Below are 25,704 nucleotides of genomic sequence, written 5' to 3'. Positions count from 1 at the left end.
TTCCATGGGCCTGAAAAAGCAACGACAGAAAATCGCTGGCGGTTAGTTTTCTCTTACGTTGAATAAATCCCGTTTCTTTGGCTAGGGCGTCGACCTTTTCTGGTTCCAGGAATGCAAATAGTGCATCTAGGTAGCTGAGCGTAGTTGGAGCTGTCAAAGAAAAAACTCCTCTCGTTGATGGGTATTCTTCCATACCATCTTTCGAGAGAAGTTAGTCCTTTTTCTTAAGTTGACAGCTATGTCAGCTTCAGCCTCCTCGTCACTGACGTTCCTGCGGGGTCTTCAGCTTTCGCTGTCCCACAGGAGTCTTCGTGGACCAGCCCAGTTGAAGGCTTCTTACTACGAACAACGTGAGATTTTTTAGTGCGCTTCACCGTATAAATAACGTGTTAAAAGCTTTTTGCCTACTCACTCTAGGATTCGGAGCACCTAGTGACGAAGGGCAAAGATATGCTCCTGCATCGCTGCGCTAGCTTCGTCGCAAAGCCACTGCCCGAAGTTCCTTCGGTCAGTGGCTTTCCTGCGGAAAAACGAAGGGATGAGACCCCGCAGGATCTTGCGACGAGGAGGCTCAGCGCGGAGTCCGCGGAAAGCGTCCACTAGGTGCGGAGAATCCCACATGCATACAAAAAATGAGTAACTATTCTTTTGTCTACAAGCTGAAGCTTCCTTAAACTAAGGAAGCTTCTTTCGGACGAATAATAGAAACAGCGGGTGCTTCTATCAGAATTTCTAATAAGTCCACTACTTTTTCGAGTGATACTTGGTCAATTTGTGTTAACACTTCTTCGTAAGATTGATGTTTTCCTAGCAGCAATTCATGTCTGCCATTGCGGCTCATGCGTGCGCTCGTACTTTCAAGCCCAAGCATCAAACTGCCTTTTAACTGTTCTTTAGAGTCTGTGACCTCTTGTTCTGTAATACCACCATTTTTTAATTCTTTAAGTAAGCTTAAAATGACTTGTTGCATTTCAGCCATTTGCTCATCTGAAGTTCCTACGTAAATCGCCAAAGTTCCGTGGTCGGAATATGCCGAATGATAAGAAAAAATAGAGTAAGCTAAACCCCGTTGTTCTCTAATTTCTTGGAACAATCTCGAAGACATAGATCCCCCGATAATATTGTTTAACACTGTAATGTTATAAATATCTGGATCGTTTAAAGATAAGCCCGGATAACCAAGGCATAAATGACCTTGTTCCGTTTCTTTATTTTTTAAAGAATAGCCAGACATGAAATTAGGAAGTTCATACTTTTTAGGGCTTTCTTCTTTTTCAAAATGCCCAAATAACGTTTCAATCTTCTCAATTAAGGCCGGAGTAATATTACCTGCTACTGACACTACAGTATTCGCTGGTGTGTAGTGGTGGTCCATATAATCGCGAATTTTCTCTGGTGTAAATTTCGCTAATGTTTCAGCAGTTCCAAGTATGGGTGCACCAATGGAATTTTCGGGATACATCACACGCCAAAGTTGCTCATGAACATCATCGTCAGGCATATCTTCTGTCATGCTAATTTCTTCAAGAATAACTTGACGTTCTTTATCAAACTCTTCAGGGTCCATTTGTGAGTGGAAAAACATATCTGCTAGCACGGTTACTGCGTGTTCTGCATGATGGTCTAATACTTTGGCATAGTAGCATGTATATTCTTTTGAGGTATAAGCGTTGATGTCTCCGCCAATACGATCAAATTCACGAGCAATTTCTTTAGCTGTTCGTGACTCCGTACCTTTAAACAGCATATGTTCGATAAAATGGGTAATGCCATTTTCTTCTGGCAGTTCGTCTCGGGATCCGTTGTTCACAAAGACACCCATTGCGACAGAATGAAAATGCGGGATATGTTCGGAAACAATGCGCAATCCATTTTTGCAAGTCTGTGTAGTCACCATGTGCATGTTCCTCCTCATAGTAAAAAATTGCCGACAAAGTCGGCAATTTCCGTATGGTTAACTTTATTCTTGGTCTTGTTTTTCAGCAGCTTCTTTTTGTTCTTTTAAAACAATCTTACGTGACAAGTTTACACGGCCTTGACGGTCAATTTCAATTACTTTGACTTGAATGACTTGATCCATTTTCAAAACGTCTTCTACTTCTTTAGTCCGTTCTTCTTGGATTTCAGAAATATGAAGAAGACCGTCTTTGCCAGGGAACAATTCAACAAATGCACCGAACTTCTCAATTCGCTTCACTTTGCCTTCGTAATATTCGCCGACTTTCGCCTCGCGAACGATGTTTTCAATCATTGCTTTCGCTTTCGCGTTCATTTCTTCATTAACAGATGAAATGAAGATTGTACCGTTTTGTTCGGTATCAATCTTAACGCCCGTTTCATCAATGATTTTGTTGATCACTTTACCACCAGGTCCAATAACATCGCGGATCTTGTCTGGGTTGATCTTCACCATGATAATTTTCGGTGCATATTTAGAAAGAGTCGTTCTCGGTTCAGCAATCGTCGCAAGCATCGATTCCAGAATATGAATACGACCGATTTGAGCTTGTGCCAATGCCTCTTCCAAAATTTCACGAGAAAGACCGTCGATTTTAATGTCCATTTGAAGAGCCGTAATGCCTTTTGCAGTACCCGCTACTTTAAAGTCCATATCGCCAAGATAATCTTCCATTCCTTGAATGTCAGAAAGAACAGTATAGTTTTCGCCTTTTTTCACTAGACCCATTGCAATACCTGCAACTGGAGCAGTTAAAGGTACACCTGCATCCATCATCGCAAGTGTTGACGCACAAATACTTGCTTGTGAAGTTGAACCATTCGATTCAAGTACTTCTGCAACAAGACGAATTGTGTAAGGGAAATCTTTTTCGTTTGGAATAACCGCTTCTAATGCACGTTCACCAAGTGCCCCGTGACCGATTTCGCGGCGTCCTGGTCCACGAAGGAATCCAGTTTCACCAACCGAGAACAACGGGAAGTTGTAATGATGCATAAAGCGTTTTGTATCTTCAATGCCAAGGCCATCAATAATTTGAACATCGCCTAATGCACCTAGTGTACAAATACTCATTGCTTGCGTTTGTCCACGAGTAAACAATCCTGAGCCGTGTGTGCGGTTAAGAACACCGACTTCAGAAGACAATGGACGAATTTCAGAAGGTCCACGGCCATCCGGACGAATTTTTTCGTCTGTAATTAGGCGGCGAACTTCTTCTTTGACCATTTTATCAAGAATTTGGCCAGCTTGCTTCTTAACTGCATCTTCTGACTCTTCATATGCAGCCATTGCACGTGCTTTAACTTCATCTATTGCTTCGTTGCGCGCTTGTTTTTCGTTAATTTGAACAGCAGCGTTTAAGTCAGTTTCCACAGCTTCTTTAATAGAAGATGTCAATTCTGCATCTAATTCATACAATTTGATATCTGTTTTTGCTTTACCAACTTCTGCAGCAATCTGTTCTTGGAAAGCGATCAATTTCTTGATTTCTTCGTGACCGAACATAATAGCTTCTAAAATGATTTCTTCAGAAACTTCTTTTGCTCCTGCTTCAACCATGTTGATCGCATCTTTTGTACCAGCTACGATCAAGTTAATCGAGCTTTGCTCAAGTTGTTCATTTGTTGGGTTGATGATGTATTGTCCGTCGATTAACCCAACAATGACTCCAGCAATCGGTCCACCAAAAGGAATATCTGAGATCATTAATGCAAGTGAAGAACCGAACATTGCAGCCATTTCTGACGGGCAATCCTGATCGACAGACATAACCATTGAAATCACTTGGACTTCGTTACGGAAACCGTCTGGGAATAATGGACGGATCGGACGATCGATTAAACGACTTGTTAACGTCGCTTTTTCAGATGGACGGCCTTCACGTTTAATGAAACCACCAGGAATTTTACCGACAGCGTAAAGACGTTCTTCGTAGTTAACAGTCAACGGGAAAAAATCTAAAGGTTTCGGCGTTTTTGATGCCGTTGCCGTAGATAAAACTGCTGTATCGCCATAACGGATTAACGCTGCTCCGTTTGCTTGTTTTGCTAATTGACCGACCTCAACTTGCAACTCGCGGCCAGCCCAATCAAGTGTGTAAACTTTTTTTGTTTGCTCCATATTATCGAGCTCCTCTCTCTTACCGTATATCTATATACTGTATGTATCTACTAGTAGTGTATCAAAAAGGCATCCAATGTGCGATGCGATAAATTAAAGTTTAATCCATAAAGAAAAAGCGGGACGAATCCCGCTTTTACTGTTTACTATTAACGGCGTAGGCCAAGTCTTGCGATTAACTCGCGGTAGCGAGCTACTTCGTTTTCACGTAAGTATTTTAGCAAGTTACGACGGCGTCCAACCATTTTGAATAGACCACGACGTGAGTGATGATCTTTTTTGTGAGTACGTAAGTGCTCATTCAAGTTGTTGATGTCTTCTGTAAGAATAGCGATTTGAATATCTGCAGACCCAGTATCTGTGTCGTGCACTTTGTATTCGCTAATCAATTCATTTTTGCGTTCTTGAGTGATTGCCATACTGTTTCCACCTCCTAATTTCTAATATCCCCTATTACCGAGCAAACGTTGGTGAATCGAATTGCCAAGCAACGGTTTGTACTTTCAGTACTCATAAATAATAGCATAAGACTTTTTCAAAATCAACCGTACGAGTTAATTTATCCCTGCAAAAAACTGTTCAGCTGTTAATTTATCCGATTGAATCTGTGCTTTCAATTCGTCAATCCCTGAAAATTTTTGCTCATCCCGGATCCGTTCATACCACTCGACTTCTACCATTTCCCCGTAAATGGATTTATCGAAATGAAGAATATGGACCTCGATTACTTGTTTTTTTACATCTGGATCATTGAAGGTAGGCTTGTAACCAATATTGCAGACACCATTATATAGCTGTCCTTGCACCTGAATTTTCACCGCATAGACCCCGCGGCTCGGTACGATTGCACCAAGCTCTGGCTCCACGTTAGCTGTCGGAAATCCAATCGTACGGCCTCGTTTGTCGCCATTAACTACAGTACCCAGAACTCTGAACGGTCGACCAAGCAACTGGCATACTTTTCCGGTTTCGCCTTGCTTTAATAATTCACGAATACGGGTCGAACTGATTTTCTCGTCACTTTCTTCTAACTTCTCTGCAACGGTTACATCATAATGACCCTTGCTCATTAGTTTCATCAATGCCATATCACCTTTTCCTTTGCTACCAAAAGAAAAATCGAATCCAGCTGTCACGTGTTTTACTTGAAGGTTTTTAACGAAAATTTCGATAAATTCCTGTGGCGTCAATTTAGCAAATTCAGAAGTAAAGCGGACGATAAAACAATAATCCACGTCCATCTCCTCTAAGATATCCATTTTTTGCTGCATAGGTGTAATATAAAAGACTTCTTCTTTTCTTCCGCCCAATACAAGCGATGGATGAGGATCAAAAGTCATGACTGCTGACTTTATATTTTTTTGGTGAGCTTGTTTAATGGCTTCTCCTATGACGCGTTGATGTCCTTTATGTACACCATCAAAAAAACCTAACGCCAGGGAGATTGGTCCAGTTTCACTATCTGGTTTTACATGGTTCGGGTAATTCAAATGAATAATTTCCATATTACACCTCGTCTGCTGTCGGAAAACCGAACATTTTTTCAGGCTTCATTTTATCCGCTTTTTCAGGGTGATTTTTATAGAGTGCCACTGGCTGCCCCTTGTAGGTTAAAGCTACAAAACCCATTTCATCTAGTATGGCGTGGCGCGCTAACACTTGACCATTTTTCACAGCAAAAACTTGTTGCTGTTCAATTTCCAAAAACGGAAACGCACTTAGGCCATAACTCAACGGTTTTAAAATATCATCCATATGCCCATTTTGAGCAAGTTCAGCCACTTCAGCAAGTGTTACACAATCTTTTTCACTAAATTTCCCTGATTCTGTGCGTGTTAGTCTCGACATATGCGCAGGATAACCTAGCGCTTCCCCAATTTGCACGGCCAATGTCCGAATATAAGTTCCTTTGCCACAACGGATGCGAATGTTAAAGCTAATTTTTTCACCGATCCATCGCTGATCGTCATCAAGCAATTCAATCGAATCAATGCGCACAATTCGTTCAGGTCGCTCAACCGAAATTCCTTGACGGGCATATTCGTATAATTTTTTGCCATTTACTTTGACTGCTGAATACATCGGTGGAATTTGTTTAATGTTACCGGTCAGCTGCAGCAAAACTTCTGCCACTTGCGCTCGCGTAATCACTTTTTCGGAAGCATCTGTCTCAACTGTTTCACCTGTAGCATCTTCTGTATCTGTTGAGTAGCCAATTGTTACTTCAGCTTCATAGGTCTTGCCTTGGTCCGTAATATATTCAGCCACTTTTGTCGTGTTCCCGATACAAATCGGCAATACCCCATCCACTTCAGGGTCTAGTGTGCCCGTATGTCCTACTTTTTTTGTTTGAAGAATTTTTCTGAGTTTAAAAACACAATCATGGGAAGTCATTCCTTTTTCTTTCCATAATGGTAAAATTCCATTTAGCGCCATTTTGTTGATCTCCTTTGCTTGATGCCAAAAAAGCCTGCTGTCTACAATAGACAGCAGGCTTTGATTTCAATCTTCTTTTGGTTCTTGAATACCACGCAATAACGTATCAATTCGATTGCCGTACGCAACCGATGAATCGATTTCAAAAGACAATTCAGGAGTTTTACGGAGACGGATCCGCTGTCCAATTTCGGAGCGAATAAATCCTTTTGACTTCGTCAACCCAAGCAATGTCTGTTCTTTTGCATGGTCTTCGCCTAATACGCTGATGTATACTGTTGCCTGCTGGAGATCTCCTGTAACTTCAACATCTGTTACAGTGACAAATCCGATACGTGGATCTTTCAGTTTTCGACTGATGATATCACTAAGCTCTTTTTTCATCTGCTCAGCTACACGATTCGCGCGCATTGTCATTGATGGTCCACCTCGTTCTTACAAATATTCTTTTTCAAACTCCAAGCATTCCCATGCAGGATTGCTTTCCAAATAGTAGAGAACTTGTGCCATTTCTTTATCTGCCACTTCTTTTGATGAAGAAACAATAACAAAAGCAAGGCGGGTTCGCTGCCATACATTTTGGTGATCAATCTCTGCTGTAGAAACATTGAATTTTTGCTTGCTACGGGTCAGCATACTCTTCACTACTGCCCGTTTATCTTTTAACGAATGTGCAGTTGGAATGAAAAATTCACATTCCATATACAAGATCATTTGCGTACGATTTCTTCCATAATATATGCTTCGATAATGTCTAACTCTTTAACATCATTGAAGTTTTTAATTGTGATCCCACATTCGTATCCTTTTGCTACTTCTTTCGCGTCGTCTTTAAAACGTTTCAACGTATCGATTTCGCCTTCAAATACAACGATTCCTTCACGAATGACACGGACGCCGCTATCACGCGTGATCTTGCCTTCAGTTACATAACTTCCGGCAATTGTTCCGACTTTAGAAACTTTGAATGTACTACGGATTTCTGCTTGTCCGATAATTTTTTCTTCAAATTCAGGATCAAGCAACCCTTTCATAGCAAATTCGATTTCTTCAATTACTTTATAGATAATGCGGTGTAAACGGATGTCGACGCCTTCAGCATCAGCAGCACGTTTTGCGTTTGCATCTGGACGAACGTTAAAACCAATAACGATAGCGTTTGAAGCAGCTGCCAATGAAACATCAGATTCTGTAATCGCACCAGCACCCGTGTGGATAATTTTCACATTGACGCCTTCTACATCAAGTTTAAGAAGAGATGCAGCCATTGCTTCAACGGCTCCTTGAACGTCAGCTTTGACAATCAAGTTTAACTCCTTCATTTCGCCTTGTTTCAATTGATCAAACAAGTTATCAAGTGTAACGCGTGTTTTCTCAGAACGCTGAACTTGAAGCGCTGAAGTTGCACGTGTTTCTCCCACTTGACGAGCAGTTTTCTCATCTTCGAAGACAACAAAACGGTCACCCGCTTGAGGTACATCATTCAAACCGGTAATCTCAACTGGTGTTGATGGTCCCGCTTCTTTTACGCGGCGGCCAATATCAGACACCATTGCTCGAACGCGACCAAATGTATTTCCGACAACAATCGGATCTCCAACTTTTAATGTTCCATCTTGTACTAGAAGAGTTGCAACAGAACCGCGACCTTTGTCAAGCTCTGCTTCAATCACTGTACCAATTGCACGACGCGCGGGATTTGCTTTTAGTTCGCCAACTTCTGAAACTAGTAAGATCATTTCAAGTAATGAATCGATGCCGTCTCCAGTTAAAGCAGAAATTGGAACGAAGATTGTTTCGCCACCCCAAGCCTCTGCCACTAGTCCATGTTCAGTCAATTCTTGCATGACACGATCAGGATTTGCACTTGGCTTATCCATTTTGTTGACTGCGATAATAATTGGAACTTCTGCAGCTTTGGCATGGTTAATCGCCTCTACCGTTTGTGGCATAACGCCATCATCAGCCGCTACAACGATAATCGCAATGTCAGTCACTTTTGCTCCGCGCGCGCGCATTGTTGTAAACGCTGCGTGTCCAGGAGTGTCCAGGAACGTGATTTTTTTGCCGTTGTCAACTACTTGGTAAGCACCAATATGTTGCGTAATTCCACCTGCTTCTCCAGCAGTCACTTTCGTGTTACGGATTGAATCCAGCAAAGTTGTTTTACCATGGTCAACGTGCCCCATAATTGTGACAACTGGTGGACGCTCTTCATTAAGATTTTCATCTTCTGGTTCAAAATAAACTTCAAGATCGGTTTTATCCACCAAGATCTCTTCTTCTACTTCAACCTCATATTCAGCACAAATTAATTCAATTGTATCTTTATCCAATTCTTGGTTAATGGTAGCCATTGCACCAAGCATGAATAATTTTTTAATAATTTCAGACGGCTCGCGTCCTAATTTTTTTGCCAGCTCAGCTACTGTCAATGACTCACTGAAAGTAATTTTAGCTGGTAACTCTTTTTCTTTTTTAGGCATTGGTGGCAACGGATTTACCGGTTGTTGCTGTTTGCCTTTACGGTTACGGTTTTGGAAGCCGTTACGGTTTCCACCACCAGGACGACCTGAAGAACGTTGACCCGGACCTGCTGTTGGTTTAGCTGCCTTTGGCGTAAAGTTTGATCCTGTTTTGGCTGGTGCTGTTGGTCGTTGGCCATTCCCTTGTGAACGGGATTGTCCTTGACTAGGAGCTGCTGCCGGACGGGATTGACTTTGTCCTGATGGGCGTGACTGTCCGCCTTGTGACGGACGGGATTGTCCACCTTGTGATGGGCGTGATTGACCTTGTGACGGACGGGATTGACTTCCCGATGGACGTGACTGGCCTTGTGATGATGGACGTGACGGGCTTGATGGTGCTTGTGTGCGCTGTCCAGCTGAAGCGTTTTTGTAAATGCCGTCCAACTTTGTCACATCTGTATCTTCTAATGTCGCCATATGGTTTGGCACTTTAACATTAAGCTTTGACAATTCATTGATAATTTCTTTACTTGGCTTATCTACTTTTTTCGCGTATTCATGTACTCGAATTTTGGTCATCTGCTCGCCCCCGATTAATTTCTTCAATTAAGCTGATTAGTTTTTTTGCAAATCCAGAATCTGTGATTGCAATTACTACTCGCTCTTCCTTACCTATCGCATGTCCCAATTCATACCGGGACCCAAAAACACGGAGTTCTACTCCATTGGATTTACATTTATCGTGCAACTTCTTGTGTGTATTATCAGAAGCGTCTTCAGAAATAATTACTAATTTCGCTTTCCCTTTTCGAACTTCGCTCACGGACATCTCTTCACCTGAAATGGTCATTCTTGCACGTGTGGCTAATCCAAGTAATTGAAGGATTTTTTGTTTGTTCATTATTTCAACTGCTCTCTAAGAACGACGCGAATTAACTCATCATAAATTTCGTCTGGAACTTTAACTTCTAGTTGCTTGTCCAGTACTTTCTTTTTGCGGGCAGTCGCGATGGCATCTTCCGATTTTGAAAGATATGCGCCGCGTCCTGATTTTTTGCCTGTCAAATCGACGGATACTTCGCCTTCTTTCGAACGGACAACGCGGGTCATTTCTTTTTTAGGATGCATCTCGCCTGTAGCTACACACTTCCGTAATGGAATTTTCTTTTGCAGAGCCAACGGACATCACCTTTTCTACGTTATTCTTTTTCTTCGTAAAAATCAAAATCGTCTAGTTCTTCGCCAGATTCAACTAGTTCAATGCTAGAATTTTCGTTTGGATAAATTCCTAGTTCGCGTGCATCTGTTTCACTTTTAATATCGATTTTCCAACCTGTTAACTTCGCTGCTAAACGGGCATTTTGTCCACGTTTACCGATAGCAAGAGATAGTTGATAGTCAGGCACAACAACGGTTGTGGATTTTGCTTCTTCGTTTACTTGTACATCTAATACTTTAGATGGGCTAAGCGCATTTGCTACAAAAACGACCGGTTCTTCTGACCATTCTACAATATCGATTTTTTCTCCACTTAATTCGTTAACGATTGTCTGAACACGACCACCTTTAGATCCAACGCACGAACCTACTGGATCAATATCATCACGGTGGGCAAAAACGGAAATTTTCGAGCGATCTCCTGCTTCGCGTGCAATTGATTTGATTTCAACAATGCCATCATAAATTTCAGGCACTTCGTTTTCGAATAAACGGCGCAGTAGTCCTGGATGTGTACGTGATACAAACACTTGTGGTCCGCGTGTCGTGCGTTCTACTTTCGTGATGTACACTTTAATGCGGTCATGCGGTTTGTAATGTTCATTTGGCATTTGTTCTGTCTGCGGTAACACAGCTTCAACCTTGCCAAGTCCAACGTATAAATTACGAGCGTCCATACGCTCAACGATACCGTTTACGATATCATCTGCACGATCAACAAACTCTTCAAAGATTAAGCCACGCTCAGCCTCACGAACGCGCTGAGTAACAACTTGTTTGGCTGTCTGTGCAGCAATACGACCGAAGTTTCGTGGTGTTACTTCTTGTTCCACGATATCTCCTAGTTCATAAGCTGGATTAATAACTTTAGCATCTTCTAATGAGATGTGAAGACGTTCATCTTCTACTTCTTCTACAACATCTTTACGTGAGTAAACCAGCATTGTTCCTGTGTTCAAGTTCAAGTCTACACGAACATTCTGCGCTTGGTTAAAATTCCGTTTGTATGCTGTTACTAATGCCGCTTCAATCGCTTCAATCAAGACTTCACGTGAAATCCCTTTTTGTTTCTCTAGTACTTCAAAAGCATCCAATAACTCACTGCTCATTTTATTCACTCCCAGGTTCTTCAATCAGGTTTTACAGAAAAATCAATGGCTAAACGGATCACTGCGATCTTGTCTTTTGCGATATTAATTATTTTTCTGCGTGTTTTGATTTTAATTTCAATTTCTACTTGTTCATCATCGTAGGACTTTAAATAACCCTCAAACTCTTTAGCATCTTCAACCGGTTCATAGGTTTTGATGTAGATAAATTTAGTAAGGGCTTTTTCAAAATCTTTTTCTTTCTTCAATGGACGTTCAGCACCTGGAGATGAAACTTCCAAGAAATAGTTTTGTTCAATCGGATCTAATTGATCCAAAATTTCGCTCAACTTTTCGCTTACTAAAGCGCATTGGTCAATATCGATAGGTGCTTCTGGATTATCTACATATACTCGTAAAAACCAGTCGCGACCTTCTTTTAAAAATTCCACGTCTACAAGTTCCAATGCTAATTCACTGGTAATGGGTTGTACTATTTTCTCGATTTGTTCTGTAATTTTGCTCATATAAGCCTCCCGCCAATTTTATGCCAAACAAACAGAAAAGAGCGGGAGAACCCACTCTTCTGCGACAGAGCTATCAATAAATGTTACTACAATAATACCACAACCGGCACCGCGGTGCAACTGGCTAGAACAAGGATAGCTGATTAGCCTCAGGCATGCCTTCAAGGCAACCGTGATCATCCATGTATTCGATGATTGTTTTTGAAACACGACCACGTTGCTGCAAATCTTCTTTTGATAAAAACTCTCCATGCTCGCGTGCAGCAACGATCGATTTTGCCGCATTGGTCCCGAGTCCAGGAATGGCATTAAAAGGAGGAATCAGGCTATTTCCTTCAATAATAAATTCATCTGCAGAGGATTTATACAAATCGACTTTTTGGAAAGTATAGCCACGCTCCACCATTTCGAGTGTCAGTTCCATAACCGTTAATAAGTTTTTCTCTTTTGTCGAAGCTTCCAATCCTTTGGCATTAATTTCGCTAACTACAGTCCGAATCGCTTGTGATCCTTTGGCCATAGCATTGACATCGAAATCTTCCGCACGAACCGTAAAGTAAGCCGCGTAATAAAGAACCGGAAAATGTACTTTGAAATAAGCAATTCTTACCGCCATCAATACATAAGCAGCAGCGTGGGCTTTCGGGAACATATACTTAATCTTTTTGCATGACTCGATGTACCAGTTCGGCACACCCTCTTTTTTCATCGCTTCCTCAAATTCAGGCGTTAACCCTTTACCTTTTCGGACTGACTCCATAATTTTAAACGCTAATGAAGATTCAAGCCCTTGATAAATCAAGTAAACCATAATGTCATCACGGCAACCAATTACATCGGACAGCTGACAAGTTCCGTTTTGAATTAATTCTTGCGCGTTACTCAACCAAACGTCTGTCCCGTGAGAAAGTCCTGAAATCTGAACCAGTTCCGAGAATGTATTTGGCTTTGTTTCTTCTAACATCTGCCGCACAAATCGCGTACCAAATTCAGGAATGCCAAGTGTCCCCGTTTTGCAACCAATTTGTTCTTTCGTTACACCGAGCGATTCTGGTCCAGCGAATATTTTCATCACTTCAGGATCATCGGTCGGGATGGTTTTCGGATCGATTCCTGATAAATCTTGTAGCATGCGAATAACTGTCGGGTCATCGTGACCAAGTATATCAAGCTTCAATAAATTATCGTGAATCGAATGGAAATCAAAATGCGTTGTTTTCCATTCAGAGTCTTGCGCATCCGCCGGAAACTGTATCGGCGAAAAATCATAAATGTCCATATAATCAGGTACGACAATGATTCCTCCTGGATGCTGTCCGGTACTTCGTTTAACACCCGAACATCCTTGCACCAGACGATCGATTTCTGCTCCGCGCAACGTCATATCACGATCATTTGCATATCCCCGCACGTACCCATAGGCTGTTTTTTCCGCAACCGTACCGATTGTTCCTGCACGGAATACATTGTCTTCCCCGAATAATTCCTTTGTATAGTTGTGGGCTTTTGATTGATATTCACCGCTAAAGTTCAGATCAATATCGGGAACTTTATCCCCTTTAAATCCTAAGAAGGTTTCAAACGGAATATCTTGACCTTCTTTTTGATATGGCACATCGCAATCTGGACAATTTTTGTCTTTTAAGTCAAACCCAGAGCTTACCGAACCGTCATCAAAGAACTCTGATTTTTTGCATTTTCTACAAATGTAATGTGGCGGCAGCGGATTTACTTCCGTAATCTCTGTTAATGTTGCGACGAGCGAAGAACCAACCGACCCACGAGAACCCACTAGATAGCCATCGTCCAATGACTTTTTAACAAGCTTATGTGAAATCAAGTAAATAACCGCAAATCCGTGACCGATAATGGACTTTAGTTCTTTTTCAATACGCGCCTCTACGATTTCTGGTAAAGGCAATCCATAAATCTGTTTAGCCATGTTGTAGCTCAACTCACGGACCTCTTCATCGGCTCCTTCAATCTTCGGTGTATACAATTCATCCTTAATGGGTTTCACAACATCAATCATGTCTGAAATCTTCAAGGAATTTGCTACAACTAGTTCGTGCGCTGTTTCACTTCCAAGAAATTCAAAAGCATTTAGCATTTCATTTGTCGTTCTAAAATGTACTTTTGGTAATTTGGTTCGATTCAGTGGATTGGCTCCACCTTGAGATCCAATCAACACTTGTCGGAAAATAGCATCTGTCTCGTCTAAATAATGGACATTGCCAGTAGCAACCAGAGGAATCTCTAATTTACGGCTAATTTTCACTAATTTCCGGATAATGTCTTCCAAGTTCCATTCATCACGGATCATTTCTCGTTCGATTAAATGCGAGTAAACCTCTTTTGGATGAACTTCCAAATAATCATAAAATTGCGCTGCTTTTTCAACTTCTTCCATCGATTTTTGCATGACCGCTTCAAATACTTCACCTTTATCACAACCTGAACCGACTAACAGTCCATTTCGATGTTTTTGCAATAGTGAACGTGGAATACGCGGCACTCGGTAGAAATAATCGATATGTGAAGCAGACACCAGCTTGAATAGGTTTTTTAATCCTTCTTGATTTTGCGCAAGTAACGTACAGTGAGTTGGACGTGCACGTTTGTACGCATCCCCACTACCGACATAGTCATTGATTTGATCGTGATAAAGAATCCCTTTTTGATCTGCTTCTTTTAACAGATGCGTCAATAAATACGAAGTCGCTTCTGTATCATAGATGGCTCGGTGATGTTGTGTCAGCTCAATGCCAAATTTCTTAGCCAAGGTGTTTAACCGGTGACTTTTCAACTCTGGATGAAGCATGCGAGCCAGTTCTAACGTATCAATGGTGGCATGCTTTTTATCGATACCGTATTTTTTATAACATACGTATAAAAAGCCCATATCGAATGAAGCATTATGGGCAACCATAATATGATCGCCTGCCCATTCATGGTATTTGCGAATCACTTCTTCCACTTCTGGTGCGTTCTTGACCATGTCATCTGTAATGCCAGTCAAATCAATTGTCGTCGATGACAGCTCATGATGAGGGTTGGCAAAGCTTTCGAACTTATCAATAATTTGGCCGCCCTTAATTTTTACAGCAGCTAGTTCAATAATGGTGTCGTATACAGCAGACAACCCTGTTGTCTCTAAGTCAAATACCACAAACGTTTCTTCTTCTAATAACGCATGACGCTCTTCATAAGCAATCGGTACCCCGTCGTCTACTAAATTTGCTTCTAAACCAAATATTGCTTTAATGCCATGTTTTTTACTGGCAGCATAGGCATCCGGAAATGATTGTACACCAGCATGATCGGTAATTGCGATTGCTGGATGTCCCCATTTAGCCGCTTGACTGACGAGTGAATCGACAGAAGACACAGCATCCATTTGACTCATCGGTGTATGCAAATGCAATTCGACACGCTTTTCTTCCGCTGTATCCCGGCGAAGTTCCGGTTTGATCTCAACCATATCTTGCGCCATCATGACTAAATCACGAACAAAAGTGTCCGTTTGGATCGAGCCGCGCGCTTTTAACCACATGCCTTTTTTCGCATTAGCCATGAGTTCAGCATCTTCTTTATCACGCGAGAACATCTTGATAAGAATTGAATCAGTATAATCCGTTATTTTAACTGTTAACAGCGAACGTCCACTTCGAAGTTCTCTCACTTCTGCATCAAAGACGTAACCTTCAACTGTCACTCGGCGCTCTTCATCAGTGATGGATTTAATCTCTACAATGTTTTCATCTGGCTTGATAGCAGTACCCATCTGGAATGGTCCTGAAGGAGCTCCATTTTCTCTCTGGTTGGTTTCTCGTTTTTTCATATCTGATAGTGCTTTTCTAGCCATTTCTTCTTCTTCACGTAGACGCTCTGCCATAAATGCTTCGTGGGCAGCTTCCTGATTTTCGTCAGACAGTTGGAAATCGATCGCGACATGTGGAAATCCAAACTGACGGTATACTGCTGCTAGTTTTTCGCTGTATTTTGATTTTAACGCCATCATTTCATGTTGATGATTGCATTGTAATAATAGTTTATTGCCATTCCATACAGGTACTTGCGACAATAAGCGATCACGCAGTGGAGGTGCCATGTCTGCTAATTCTTCAACCGCGTATTTCCAGTAAGACAACACAAGATTTTCTTGTGCTGTTTCTTGCGTTGTTTCAATAGTTAATTGAACGGAAGCAATCGGAGAAAAGGTGCTATAAAGTCGTTCTTTAACTAATAAGTACAAATCAATCGGCAGGATATTCTTCAATTTCACAAGAAATTTCCACGACCGCTCTTTTTTATGGACCGTCATCCGTGTCAATTCAGCCTCTTCAAAAAAAGGCATGTGCACATCGTCCGTTAAGTCGAGATGCTGAAGCAGCAAGTTGAATCGCATTTTGGAGTCTTGCTCGTTTGTCATAATGATCCCCTTCATGGTAGTGATTTGAGAAAAGCGAATTGTAAAAAATTGCTTTAGGCGGACGCTTTCCACTCTTCCTTTAAATGCTATGTGTATAGAAGTAACTAAAACCATAAAAATATAGAAATTAATAAACAGGAAGGTAAGTGATTCTTTTCCTAATCAGTAAGGTAGCTATACCCGTTCATTAAATTTTGATAGCTCATTTAAGACATCCCTGTAGATTCTGAAGCGGGCAGAAAAAGAAAGGAAAGTACAATGTGTACTTTCCTTTCATCATATCAGATTTCACTGTTATTTTTTAAAAAACTGCTGTATTTTCTCAAGTACTTCGTCGCGCGTCCATTCAAATGTTTCACCTGTACGACGTATTTTAACTTCCAAAATTCCTTCTGAAGCTTTTTTGCCGATGGTGATACGGATTGGTAAGCCAATCAAATCTGCATCTGCGAATTTCACACCTGCACGTTCTTTACGGTCATCAAGTAGTACTTCGTAACGATTTTCTTTTAATAGCGAATAAAGTTCCTCGCCAAGTTCACGTTGAGCATCGTCTTTAACGTTGACTGGTACTAGATGAACTTCATAAGGAGCAACAACGTCTGGCCAGGTAAAACCATTTTCGTCTTGGAATTGTTCTGCAACTGCAGCCAATACACGTGATACACCGATTCCGTAACATCCCATAATGTAAGGCATTGCTTTGCCTTGATCGTTCAAGAAAGTTCCTTTTAGCGGAATGCTGTAAGTCGTCCCTAGCTTAAAGATATGTCCGACTTCGATTCCTTTAGCAAATTGAATCGTTCCTTGACCGTCCGGTGAAGCATCGCCTTCTTGGATAAAGCGCAGGTCGTGGAAAGCAGGAACTAAAAAATCTTTTCCTGGTGTAACATTTTTATAATGGTAACCACTTTCGTTAGCTCCAGCAATCCCATTTACAATGTTTTCTACTGCATGGTCAGCAAACAATCGAATATCTTCCGGCAAATTGATAGGTCCAAGCGAACCGATATCACAACCTAATAAGTGCTGTACCTCTTCGGGAGTTGCCATTTCGACAACTGTAGCACCTGTAGCGTGTTTTACTTTAACATCATTAACTTCATGATCACCTCTTGCTAAAACGATGACCAGTTCATCATCTGCTTTAAAGACCATCGTTTTGATGCATTTTTCAGCAGTCGTTTGGAAGAAGTCCGCTACATCTGCAATGGTATTTTTGCCTGGCGTTGCAACTTTTTCCACCGTTTCAGGAATTTCACCTGATACTGGATAGCTTACGTTAACTGCTGCCATTTCAATATTCGCTGCATATGAAGAAGTATCCGAGTAAGCAATTGTATCTTCGCCAATTTCTGACAACACCATAAATTCGTGATTGTCTTTTCCGCCAATTGCACCAGAATCTGCAATAACTGCACGGAAGTTTAAACCAAGACGTGTGAAGATGTTCTTATATGCTTGCATCATGACATCGTATGTTTCGTCTAAACTTTCAGGTGTCGCATGGAATGAATAAGCATCTTTCATTAAAAATTCACGACCACGTAACAAGCCAAAGCGAGGACGTTTCTCATCTCTAAATTTTGATTGAATTTGGAATAAGTTCAATGGCAATTTCTTGTAAGATTTGATTTCATCACGCAATAAGCTTGTGATCACTTCTTCATGCGTTGCGCCTAGGGCAAATTCGCGGTCGTTACGATCTTTCAAACGCATCAATTCGTCCCCGTAGGTATACCACCGGCCTGATTCCTGCCATAGTTCGGCTTGCTGAAGTGCAGGCATGAAAATCTCGACGCTGTTCGCTGCTTCCATTTCTTCGCGAATTACCGTTTCAACTTTTTGAAGTACACGTTTACCGAGTGGCAAGAACGAATAAATACCACTCGTATTTTGTCGAATAAATCCTGCACGTAATAATAATTGATGCGATTTCACTTCTGCATCTGCTGGCGTTTCACGTAATGTCGGGATAAAAGTTGCTGTTTGTTTCATTCCAAAATACACCTCAACTGACTATAAAATTTTTAAGACGAAAAGCTTTGGACAGGCATATAGTTGCCTGTCCAGTACTGCCCACTTGCTATTATTTAAAAGAAATACTTTTGAATGTCATTCCAGGTGACGACAATCATTAACAGCATGAGAAGCATAATTCCAACAAAATGGACCATTCCTTCTTTTTGCCGATCCACCGGTTTGCCCCGCACCGCTTCAAGAATAAAGAACATTAAACGTCCACCGTCAAGTGCTGGTAATGGCAGTAGATTCATGATGCCGAGATTAATGCTGAGCATACCTGCCCAACTCATCAAAGTAAAGAATCCATATTTAGCTACTTCTTCAGTCGTTTTGTAAATGCCCACTGGACCAGAAAGTGCATCAATTGTAAACTGGCCCGTTACGAGCATACCAAGCAAACGGAAAATTTCTTTAAACCAAAAGATGGTTTGTTCTGCGCCGTAGGCAAAAGATCCAAAGAAATCTTTTTCTACCGGACTTTCGTAAAGTACACCGATTACACCGATTTCTTCAGCGGATTGATCTGAAATTTCAGGTGTAATGGTAAAGTCTAACAGCTCACCGTCCCGTTCAACACTAAAAGCAAGCGGATTCCCCGCATTCGTCTGAACCGATTCAACTAGTTCATCCCAAGTGCCAATTTGTTTTCCTTCAATTTCAGTTACCAAGTCACCATTTTGCATTCCAGCTTCTGCCGCTGGACTTGCTTCCGTTACTTCGGTAATAACAGGTTCAAAAGTTGGGACACCCTGCATCATGCCAATTGCTGTAAAAATAAGAAATGCCAAAATGAAATTGAAAAGCGGTCCTGCAAAAATTGTCATGAATCGTTTGCCCACTGATTTCGAATCAAATTGTCGGTCGTAAGGGGCCAAAATGGTTTCTCTGCCATTTTCCTCAACAACCGCGTCACGCGCAACTTCAATGCGTATTAGCTTTTCATCTTCATCATAGCCTTTGATCCACAGTTCTTTTTCAAGGTCTGCTTCTTCTACTTCAAGAAATAAAATTTCAGGGTAAACATGCTTCTGATTCATGATGATTTTTTTAGCTTGGCCTTCTTTGTTTAAAAGAACACCAATACGATGACCTGCTTGAAGATGGATTGTGTCCATATCTTCGCCTGCCATACGTACATAGCCACCAATTGGTAACAAACGCAACGTATAAAGCGTTTCTCCTTTAGTAATACCCAAGATTTTCGGGCCCATACCAATCGCAAATTCACGGACTAAAATACCGGCTCGCTTTGCAAAAAGGAAATGACCAAATTCATGAAAAAATACTAAAGCACCGAAAATTATTATAAACGAGATAACTGTCTCCATTTTAAACCCATCCTTATAAATTTATTCGGTTTTGATCTTTAGTCATTTTAGCATGTTTTTTACAGATTTTCTTGTTTCAGCATCTACGTGCAGAATGGTTTCAAGATCTGGATTGCTTAAAACTTCATGGTGATCCATTGCACGTTCAATCATTTCTTCAATTTGCAAGAACTTGATTTTTTCGTCAAGAAACAGAGCGACAGCCTGTTCATTTGCTGCATTTAAAACAGTAGTCATCGTACCGCCTGCATTTCCAGCATCAAAGGCTAACTGCAAAGCATGAAAACGTTTATAGTCCATCTTTTTAAAATTCAATTGACTAATTTCAGCTAAATCCAACCGTTTTGCTGTCGGTCGTGGAAGTCGATTAGGATAGGACAATGCATACTGAATTGGCACTCTCATATCAGGAGTTCCAAGTTGTGCGATTACGCTCGTATCTTGAAATTCGACCATCGAATGAATAATACTTTCTCGGTGAAGCACCACATCAATATCGGCATATGCAAAACCAAATAGCACATGAGCTTCAATGACTTCCAAACCTTTATTAACCATAGTCGCCGAATCAATGGTAATTTTTGATCCCATTGACCAATTCGGATGATTCAAGGCATCCTGTACCGTAACATTTTTTAACTCGTCACGAGTCAAATCGCGAAAGCTACCGCCAGAAGCGGTCAAAATCAACCGACTAGCTTGATCTTTTTTCTCTCCATTGAGCGCTTGGAACAATGCGGAATGTTCACTGTCGACCGGAAGGATGACTGCACCAAACTGTTTGGCACTATTCATAACTAAATGGCCTGCTGTAACGAGCGTTTCTTTGTTAGCGATTGCAATGGTACGACCCAGTTTAATCGCTTCTAACGTCGGCTCAAGGCCCACACTGCCAAGAACTGCATTAACTAAGATGTCAGCATCCCAAACAGCAATTTCGATTAATCCTTTCGCACCTGAAACTAATGTCGTCGCTGGGAATTCTGCTGTCAGTGTTTTAGCATCTTCCGCTTGCTGAATACAGACAATTTCCGGATTGAATTCAACGATCAATTTACGCGTAACATCCATGTTTTTTCCGGCAGAAAATCCAATCAACGAAAATTCATGCGGATGTTCTCGGATGATATCAGCTGTCTGTACACCGATTGAACCGGTAGCTCCCAATAAAACAATTTTCTTAACCATTCAGCAAGTTCCTCTCTTAGATAAAATGTAAAAAATGAAGCAAAGGCATAACAAATAAAATACTATCAAAACGATCCAATATTCCGCCGTGCCCTGGCAAAATCGACCCTGAATCTTTTACATTGAAATGGCGTTTTAGCGCAGATTCTACCAAATCACCCATTTGTCCGAAAATCGAAGCGATAATTGTGACGATGACAATCAGGATGATTGAGTGATTTAACGGTATAAAGTAGTTAAATATCAATGCAATCCCAATTGCCCAAACAATACCACCTACAAATCCTTCAATCGTTTTGTTCGGTGAAATTTCTGGCCAGAGTTTCCGCTTTCCAATTTTGCGCCCTGTAAAATATGCGCCTGAATCGGTAAACCAGACTACCAATAATGCAAAAATTAAGTAACTCAAGCTTGCTTCGCGTGTTTCGATAAAATAGAAGAAGCCGATTCCTACATATAAAGTTCCTAAAACAGCAAAAGCGGCATCGTCGAAAGTAAAACTATTTTTCACGACAACTGTATGTATCAATAGAAGAATAACGGCTAAAAAGGCAAATTCGACTTTTTCATAACCTGTCCATTCAAATACTTGGTCTGCCCAACGATCAGGGAGCATAAACGCATAAAGTGCTAGCAAAGAAATAAGACCGGGAATACTCCGTAGACTCCGGCCTTTCATTTTCAAAAGTTCCTGCAACGCTACTGTCCCTAGCAAATAAACCAGTAGGACAAACGGAACACCTCCATAAATAACAAAAGGAATGAAAAGAGCTGCCGCAATGACACCTGTTATAATCCGTTGTTTCATTTCACTTCGTCTCCTTTCAACCCTCCGTAACGCCGATTGCGTTTCTGGTAATTCCCAATTGCTTCCAACAAGGAATCTTCATTAAAATCGGGCCACAAGGTTTCCGTGAACCAAAACTCAGTATAGGCCAATTGCCAAAGCATAAAATTACTTAAACGGACTTCGCCACTTGTGCGGATTAATAAATCCGGTTCTGGCAACCCTTTTGTCATCAACCCCCCAGAAATAAGGTCTTCGCTTATATCATTGATATCTAAAGTCCCAGCAGCTACTTGCGCTGCGATATCTTTTACAGCATCCACAATCTCTGCACGGCTGCCATAGTTTAAAGCGAAGTTTAAGACCAGTCCGGTATTACCCTTTGTAGCTTCTTTCGCTTTCTCAATTGCTCGTAATGTGTGTCCTGGCAAATTATGACGATAGCCCATCATTTCCACTCGCACATTTTCTTCAATCAGTTCCGGTAGAAAAGTTGTTAAAAACTCTTCAGGTAACCGCATCAAGAAATCCACTTCAATTTTTGGTCGCTTCCAATTCTCAGTAGAAAATGCGTATAAAGTTAACACATTCACACCCAGTTCGTTGGCAAGCTTAGTCACTTTGCGAACAGTCTTCATCCCTTCGTGATGACCTGCAACTCTTGGCAGTGCACGTTTTTTTGCCCAGCGTCCATTACCATCCATGATAATTGCAATATGAGCCGGAACCTTTTCAGTTGAAATCAAAACTGAGCGATCTCCGGTTCCCAAAGACTGATCAGTATTTCGTTTTAATAGTTTATTGAACATATTTAATCCTCCACCTAGTACAAATCGGCATGTCTATAGCTTATCATATCAAAAAAAACAGCATTGTGCGCTTCTTTAAAGAGACAGCACCGATTTTTTGCATGAAAAAGCGTCCTGTTTAACAGGACGCTCGACATGAAATGAAGTTCGATTTAAACTTCCATAATCTCTTTTTCTTTACCTTTAACCATTTCATCAATTTTCGTAATGTTATCGTCCGTTAGCTTTTGGACGTCGTCAGAATAACCACGCAAGTCATCAACTGTGATTTCACTTTTCTTCTCCAGTTTTTTGAACTCGTCATTCGCATCTCGACGAATATTACGAATTCCGACTTTTGCTTCTTCTGCTTCTTTTTTCACTTGTTTCACAAGATCTTTGCGGCGTTCTTCTGTCAATGCAGGTACGGCTAAACGAATTACCGAACCATCGTTTGATGGGCTCAGCCCTAAGTCAGACTTAAGGATTGCTTTTTCGATATCACCAAGAACTGATTTGTCATACGGCTGAATCATGATCAACCGTGCTTCAGGAATCGAAATTCCTGCCACTTGGTTGACTGGAGTCGGAGAACCATAGTAGTCAATTGTTAACTTATCAAGAATTGATGGAGTTGCACGCCCCGCACGGATAGAGGCCAAATCACGCGAAAAAGCTTGAATTGCATTAGTCATTTTAGATGTAGTTTCATTCATTACTGATTTCGGCATTAGATTGTTCTCCTCACTACTGTCCCGATTTTCTCTCCGAGTACAGCTCTTTTTATATTTCCATTTTCCATAATTGAGAATACTACGAGTGGAATATCATTGTCCATACATAGTGTTGAAGCTGTTGAATCCATCACTTGCAAGCCTTGTTGAATCACATCGAAATAAGAAAGTTCTTCATATTTTACTGCTGTAGAATCCGTCTTCGGATCAGCTGAATACACGCCATCAACATTGTTTTTCGCCATTAAAATGACATCGGCTTCAATTTCTGCTGCACGTAATGCTGCTGTTGTGTCAGTTGAGAAGTATGGATTTCCTGTACCCGCTGCAAAAATGACAACTCGTTTTTTCTCTAAATGACGGATGGCTCTTCTGCGGATATAAGGTTCAGCTACTTGGCGCATTTCAATAGATGACAGGACACGCGTTTCTACATCTTGCTTTTCTAATGAATCCTGTAACGCCAATGAGTTCATTACCGTTGCCAGCATGCCCATATAATCGGCTGTGGCACGATCCATTCCCATTTCAGAACCAACTTTGCCTCTCCAAATATTGCCGCCCCCTACTACTACTGCGACTTCCACTCCGAGTTCCACCACTTCTTTTACTTGGCTTGCGACTGATTTGATGATTTCAGGGGACAATCCGAACCCCTGTCCACCTGCCATTGCTTCACCACTTAGTTTTAATACAATGCGTTTATATTGCTGAACACTCATCGGTACCCTCCGTTACACTTTTATTGAAAAATAGGGAACACATTCTTGTGTTCCCCAAGATAAAACATATGATAAAAAATCTTATTTTTTGTTAACTTGGCTCATAACTTCATCAGCAAAGTTGTCTTCACGTTTTTCGATGCCTTCTCCAACTTCGTAACGGATGAATTCTTTAATCGATCCACCAGTAGAAGTAGCGAAATCACGAACTTTTTGATCAGAGTTTTTAACAAATGCTTGGTCAAGCAAGCAAATGTCTTCGAAATATTTACCAAGGCGGCCTTCAACCATTTTCGCAACGATTTTTTCTGGTTTGCCTTCGTTTAATGCTTGCTCAGTCAACACTTTACGCTCGTGTTCTACTTCGTCAGCAGAAACTTCGTCACGTGAGATGTATTTAGGGTTTAATGCAGCAATGTGCATAGCGATGTCGCGTGCAGCATCTGAATCTGTAGAGTTTTCAAGAACTACAAGCACTGAAATTCGTCCACCCATGTGAAGGTATGGTCCGAAAGCATCTGCATCTGTTTTTGTACGAATTTCAAAACGACGCAATGTGATTTTTTCACCAATTTTAGCGATTGCGTTTGAAATGTGGTCTGCAACTGATAAACCATTAGACATAGTTGATGAATTTGCTTCTTCAACAGTAGCTGGTTTTGTTGTAATCAGGTGCTCGCCCAATTCTTTTACTAAGGTTTGGAAACCGTCGTTTTTCGCAACAAAGTCAGTTTCAGCGTTTACTTCGAAGATAATTGCTTCGTTTTCTTTTACAAGAATTGAAGTAATTCCTTCAGCTGCAATGCGGTCTGCTTTTTTAGAAGCGCTTGAAAGACCTTTTTCGCGTAGGAAATCAAGTGCTGCTTCCATATTACCGTCTGTTTCTACTAATGCTTTTTTACAATCCATCATACCCGCGCCTGTTTTTCCGCGCAATTCTTTCACCATTTGTGCTGTAACTGCCATGATTAATTTCCTCCTTCATAATTTGTTGCTATTTTCTCAAAAAAAGGTGATAAGAGGGGTTGGCCGCTTATCACCTGTGTAATCGTGAATTACTCAGCAGATTCAGCTTGAGTTTCTTCATCTTCTTCCGGTTTTGATTCAAGCAAAGCATCCGCCATTTTACCAGTTAACAATTTAACTGCGCGAATCGCATCGTCGTTTGCAGGAATAACATAATCGATTTCATCCGGATCACAGTTAGTATCAACGATACCAACGATTGGAATGTTCAATTTCATTGCTTCTGCAACTGCAATGCGTTCTTTACGTGGGTCAACTACGAACATTACGTCCGGTAGAGCTTTCATATCACGGATACCGCCTAGGAATTTAACAAGACGTTCGTGTTGTTTTTTCAACTGAACAACTTCTTTTTTCGGTAGAACTTCGAAAGTTCCATCTTCTTCCATGCGCTCGATTTGTTTCAAACGGTTCACACGTTTTTGGATTGTACCGAAGTTAGTAAGTGTTCCACCCAACCAACGTTGGTTGATGTAATAGTTACCAGAGCGTTCTGCTTCTTCTTTGATAGCGTCTTGAGCTTGTTTTTTCGTACCAACGAAAAGAACTTTTCCGCCTTCTTCGCCAACTTGTTTCATGAAGCTATAAGCTTCTTCCAGTTTGCGAACTGTTTTTTGTAGATCGATGATGTAGATACCGTTACGTTCCACGAAAATATATTTTTTCATTTTCGGGTTCCAACGACGAGTCTGGTGACCGAAGTGTACACCAGCTTCTAACAATTGTTTCATTGAGATTACTGCCATGATATGTTTCCTCCTGATAGGTTATTTTTTTCCCTCCGCATTTTTCTTCTCTGAACCGTTACCCGGATTGGGCACCCACGACTCAAATCGAAATGCGTGTGTATTTAACACCA

Annotated in this window: 22 protein-coding genes; all 22 read right to left on the bottom strand. The window is 41.1% G+C overall.

From position 1 onward, the window contains the following. Positions 1 to 670: 670 nt before the first annotated feature. Positions 671 to 1,897 (bottom strand): M16 family metallopeptidase, encoded by a 1,227-nt coding sequence (locus QMF37_RS03990; protein ID WP_283476692.1) that lies wholly within the window; start codon positions 1,895 to 1,897, stop codon positions 671 to 673. Between the two features lie 63 nt (positions 1,898 to 1,960). Further along, positions 1,961 to 4,078 (bottom strand): polyribonucleotide nucleotidyltransferase, encoded by a 2,118-nt coding sequence (gene pnp / locus QMF37_RS03985; protein WP_283476690.1) that lies wholly within the window; start codon positions 4,076 to 4,078, stop codon positions 1,961 to 1,963. A gap of 149 nt (positions 4,079 to 4,227) precedes the next feature. Then, positions 4,228 to 4,497 (bottom strand): 30S ribosomal protein S15, encoded by a 270-nt coding sequence (gene rpsO / locus QMF37_RS03980; RefSeq protein WP_038704238.1) that lies wholly within the window; start codon positions 4,495 to 4,497, stop codon positions 4,228 to 4,230. 135 nt (positions 4,498 to 4,632) lie between these two features. After that, on the bottom strand, positions 4,633 to 5,583 hold the full coding sequence (ribF, locus tag QMF37_RS03975) for a riboflavin biosynthesis protein RibF (RefSeq protein ID WP_078080555.1): 951 nt from the start codon (positions 5,581 to 5,583) through the stop codon (positions 4,633 to 4,635). A gap of 1 nt (position 5,584) precedes the next feature. Continuing rightward, on the bottom strand, positions 5,585 to 6,514 hold the full coding sequence (truB, locus tag QMF37_RS03970) for a tRNA pseudouridine(55) synthase TruB (protein WP_283476686.1): 930 nt from the start codon (positions 6,512 to 6,514) through the stop codon (positions 5,585 to 5,587). A 66-nt stretch (positions 6,515 to 6,580) separates the two neighbouring features. Continuing rightward, complete coding sequence (gene rbfA / locus QMF37_RS03965; RefSeq protein WP_006828239.1) at positions 6,581 to 6,931, bottom strand: 30S ribosome-binding factor RbfA; 351 nt, start codon at positions 6,929 to 6,931, stop codon at positions 6,581 to 6,583. Between the two features lie 18 nt (positions 6,932 to 6,949). Then, positions 6,950 to 7,228, bottom strand: a complete 279-nt coding sequence (locus QMF37_RS03960) for a DUF503 domain-containing protein (protein WP_071153812.1) — start codon at positions 7,226 to 7,228, stop codon at positions 6,950 to 6,952. Continuing rightward, positions 7,225 to 9,561: a translation initiation factor IF-2 gene (gene infB / locus QMF37_RS03955; protein WP_071153811.1), complete on the bottom strand. Its 2,337-nt coding sequence runs from the start codon at positions 9,559 to 9,561 to the stop codon at positions 7,225 to 7,227. The genes QMF37_RS03960 and infB overlap by 4 nt, the downstream gene beginning before the upstream one ends. Next, positions 9,539 to 9,883, bottom strand: a complete 345-nt coding sequence (locus QMF37_RS03950) for a YlxQ family RNA-binding protein (RefSeq protein ID WP_058384953.1) — start codon at positions 9,881 to 9,883, stop codon at positions 9,539 to 9,541. Before QMF37_RS03950 ends, infB begins: the two co-directional genes overlap by 23 nt. Beyond that, on the bottom strand, positions 9,883 to 10,161 hold the full coding sequence (rnpM, locus tag QMF37_RS03945) for an RNase P modulator RnpM (RefSeq protein WP_008430874.1): 279 nt from the start codon (positions 10,159 to 10,161) through the stop codon (positions 9,883 to 9,885). The genes QMF37_RS03950 and rnpM overlap by 1 nt, the downstream gene beginning before the upstream one ends. Before the next feature lie 20 nt (positions 10,162 to 10,181). Continuing rightward, the gene (gene nusA / locus QMF37_RS03940) at positions 10,182 to 11,309 is read right to left on the bottom strand and encodes a transcription termination factor NusA (RefSeq protein WP_058384952.1); all 1,128 of its coding nucleotides are present in this window, start codon (positions 11,307 to 11,309) and stop codon (positions 10,182 to 10,184) included. A gap of 20 nt (positions 11,310 to 11,329) precedes the next feature. Next, the gene (gene rimP, locus QMF37_RS03935; protein ID WP_058384951.1) at positions 11,330 to 11,815 is read right to left on the bottom strand and encodes a ribosome maturation factor RimP; all 486 of its coding nucleotides are present in this window, start codon (positions 11,813 to 11,815) and stop codon (positions 11,330 to 11,332) included. A 124-nt stretch (positions 11,816 to 11,939) separates the two neighbouring features. Beyond that, entirely contained in the window at positions 11,940 to 16,247 is a 4,308-nt protein-coding gene (locus QMF37_RS03930; RefSeq protein ID WP_283476678.1) for a PolC-type DNA polymerase III, read from the bottom strand. Between the two features lie 294 nt (positions 16,248 to 16,541). Beyond that, the gene (locus tag QMF37_RS03925; protein WP_283476676.1) at positions 16,542 to 18,245 is read right to left on the bottom strand and encodes a proline--tRNA ligase; all 1,704 of its coding nucleotides are present in this window, start codon (positions 18,243 to 18,245) and stop codon (positions 16,542 to 16,544) included. Between the two features lie 95 nt (positions 18,246 to 18,340). Then, on the bottom strand, positions 18,341 to 19,600 hold the full coding sequence (rseP, locus tag QMF37_RS03920; RefSeq protein WP_078080558.1) for an RIP metalloprotease RseP: 1,260 nt from the start codon (positions 19,598 to 19,600) through the stop codon (positions 18,341 to 18,343). Positions 19,601 to 19,642: 42 nt separating this feature from the next. Further along, on the bottom strand, positions 19,643 to 20,788 hold the full coding sequence (dxr, locus tag QMF37_RS03915) for a 1-deoxy-D-xylulose-5-phosphate reductoisomerase (RefSeq protein WP_283476673.1): 1,146 nt from the start codon (positions 20,786 to 20,788) through the stop codon (positions 19,643 to 19,645). A 16-nt stretch (positions 20,789 to 20,804) separates the two neighbouring features. Continuing rightward, a complete protein-coding gene (locus tag QMF37_RS03910; RefSeq protein WP_058384946.1) occupies positions 20,805 to 21,596 on the bottom strand; it encodes a phosphatidate cytidylyltransferase in 792 nt (263 codons plus the stop codon). Then, positions 21,593 to 22,384: an isoprenyl transferase gene (locus QMF37_RS03905; RefSeq protein WP_078080559.1), complete on the bottom strand. Its 792-nt coding sequence runs from the start codon at positions 22,382 to 22,384 to the stop codon at positions 21,593 to 21,595. The genes QMF37_RS03910 and QMF37_RS03905 overlap by 4 nt, the downstream gene beginning before the upstream one ends. A 152-nt stretch (positions 22,385 to 22,536) precedes the next feature. Continuing rightward, complete coding sequence (gene frr / locus QMF37_RS03900) at positions 22,537 to 23,094, bottom strand: ribosome recycling factor (protein WP_058384944.1); 558 nt, start codon at positions 23,092 to 23,094, stop codon at positions 22,537 to 22,539. Continuing rightward, entirely contained in the window at positions 23,094 to 23,819 is a 726-nt protein-coding gene (gene pyrH / locus QMF37_RS03895) for a UMP kinase (RefSeq protein ID WP_058384943.1), read from the bottom strand. Before pyrH ends, frr begins: the two co-directional genes overlap by 1 nt. A gap of 81 nt (positions 23,820 to 23,900) precedes the next feature. After that, a complete protein-coding gene (gene tsf / locus QMF37_RS03890) occupies positions 23,901 to 24,785 on the bottom strand; it encodes a translation elongation factor Ts (protein WP_283476668.1) in 885 nt (294 codons plus the stop codon). 89 nt (positions 24,786 to 24,874) lie between these two features. After that, positions 24,875 to 25,591 carry a 30S ribosomal protein S2 gene (gene rpsB / locus QMF37_RS03885; protein WP_038704256.1) on the bottom strand — a complete coding sequence of 239 codons (717 nt, stop codon included), beginning with the start codon at positions 25,589 to 25,591 and terminating at the stop codon, positions 24,875 to 24,877. Positions 25,592 to 25,704: the final 113 nt, after the last annotated feature.

The sequence above is a fragment of the Planococcus sp. S3-L1 genome, assembly GCF_030063085.1.
GTDB classification, from domain to species: Bacteria; Bacillota; Bacilli; order Bacillales_A; family Planococcaceae; genus Planococcus; species Planococcus kocurii.
This window is presented reverse-complemented; position numbering and strand designations above follow the sequence as displayed.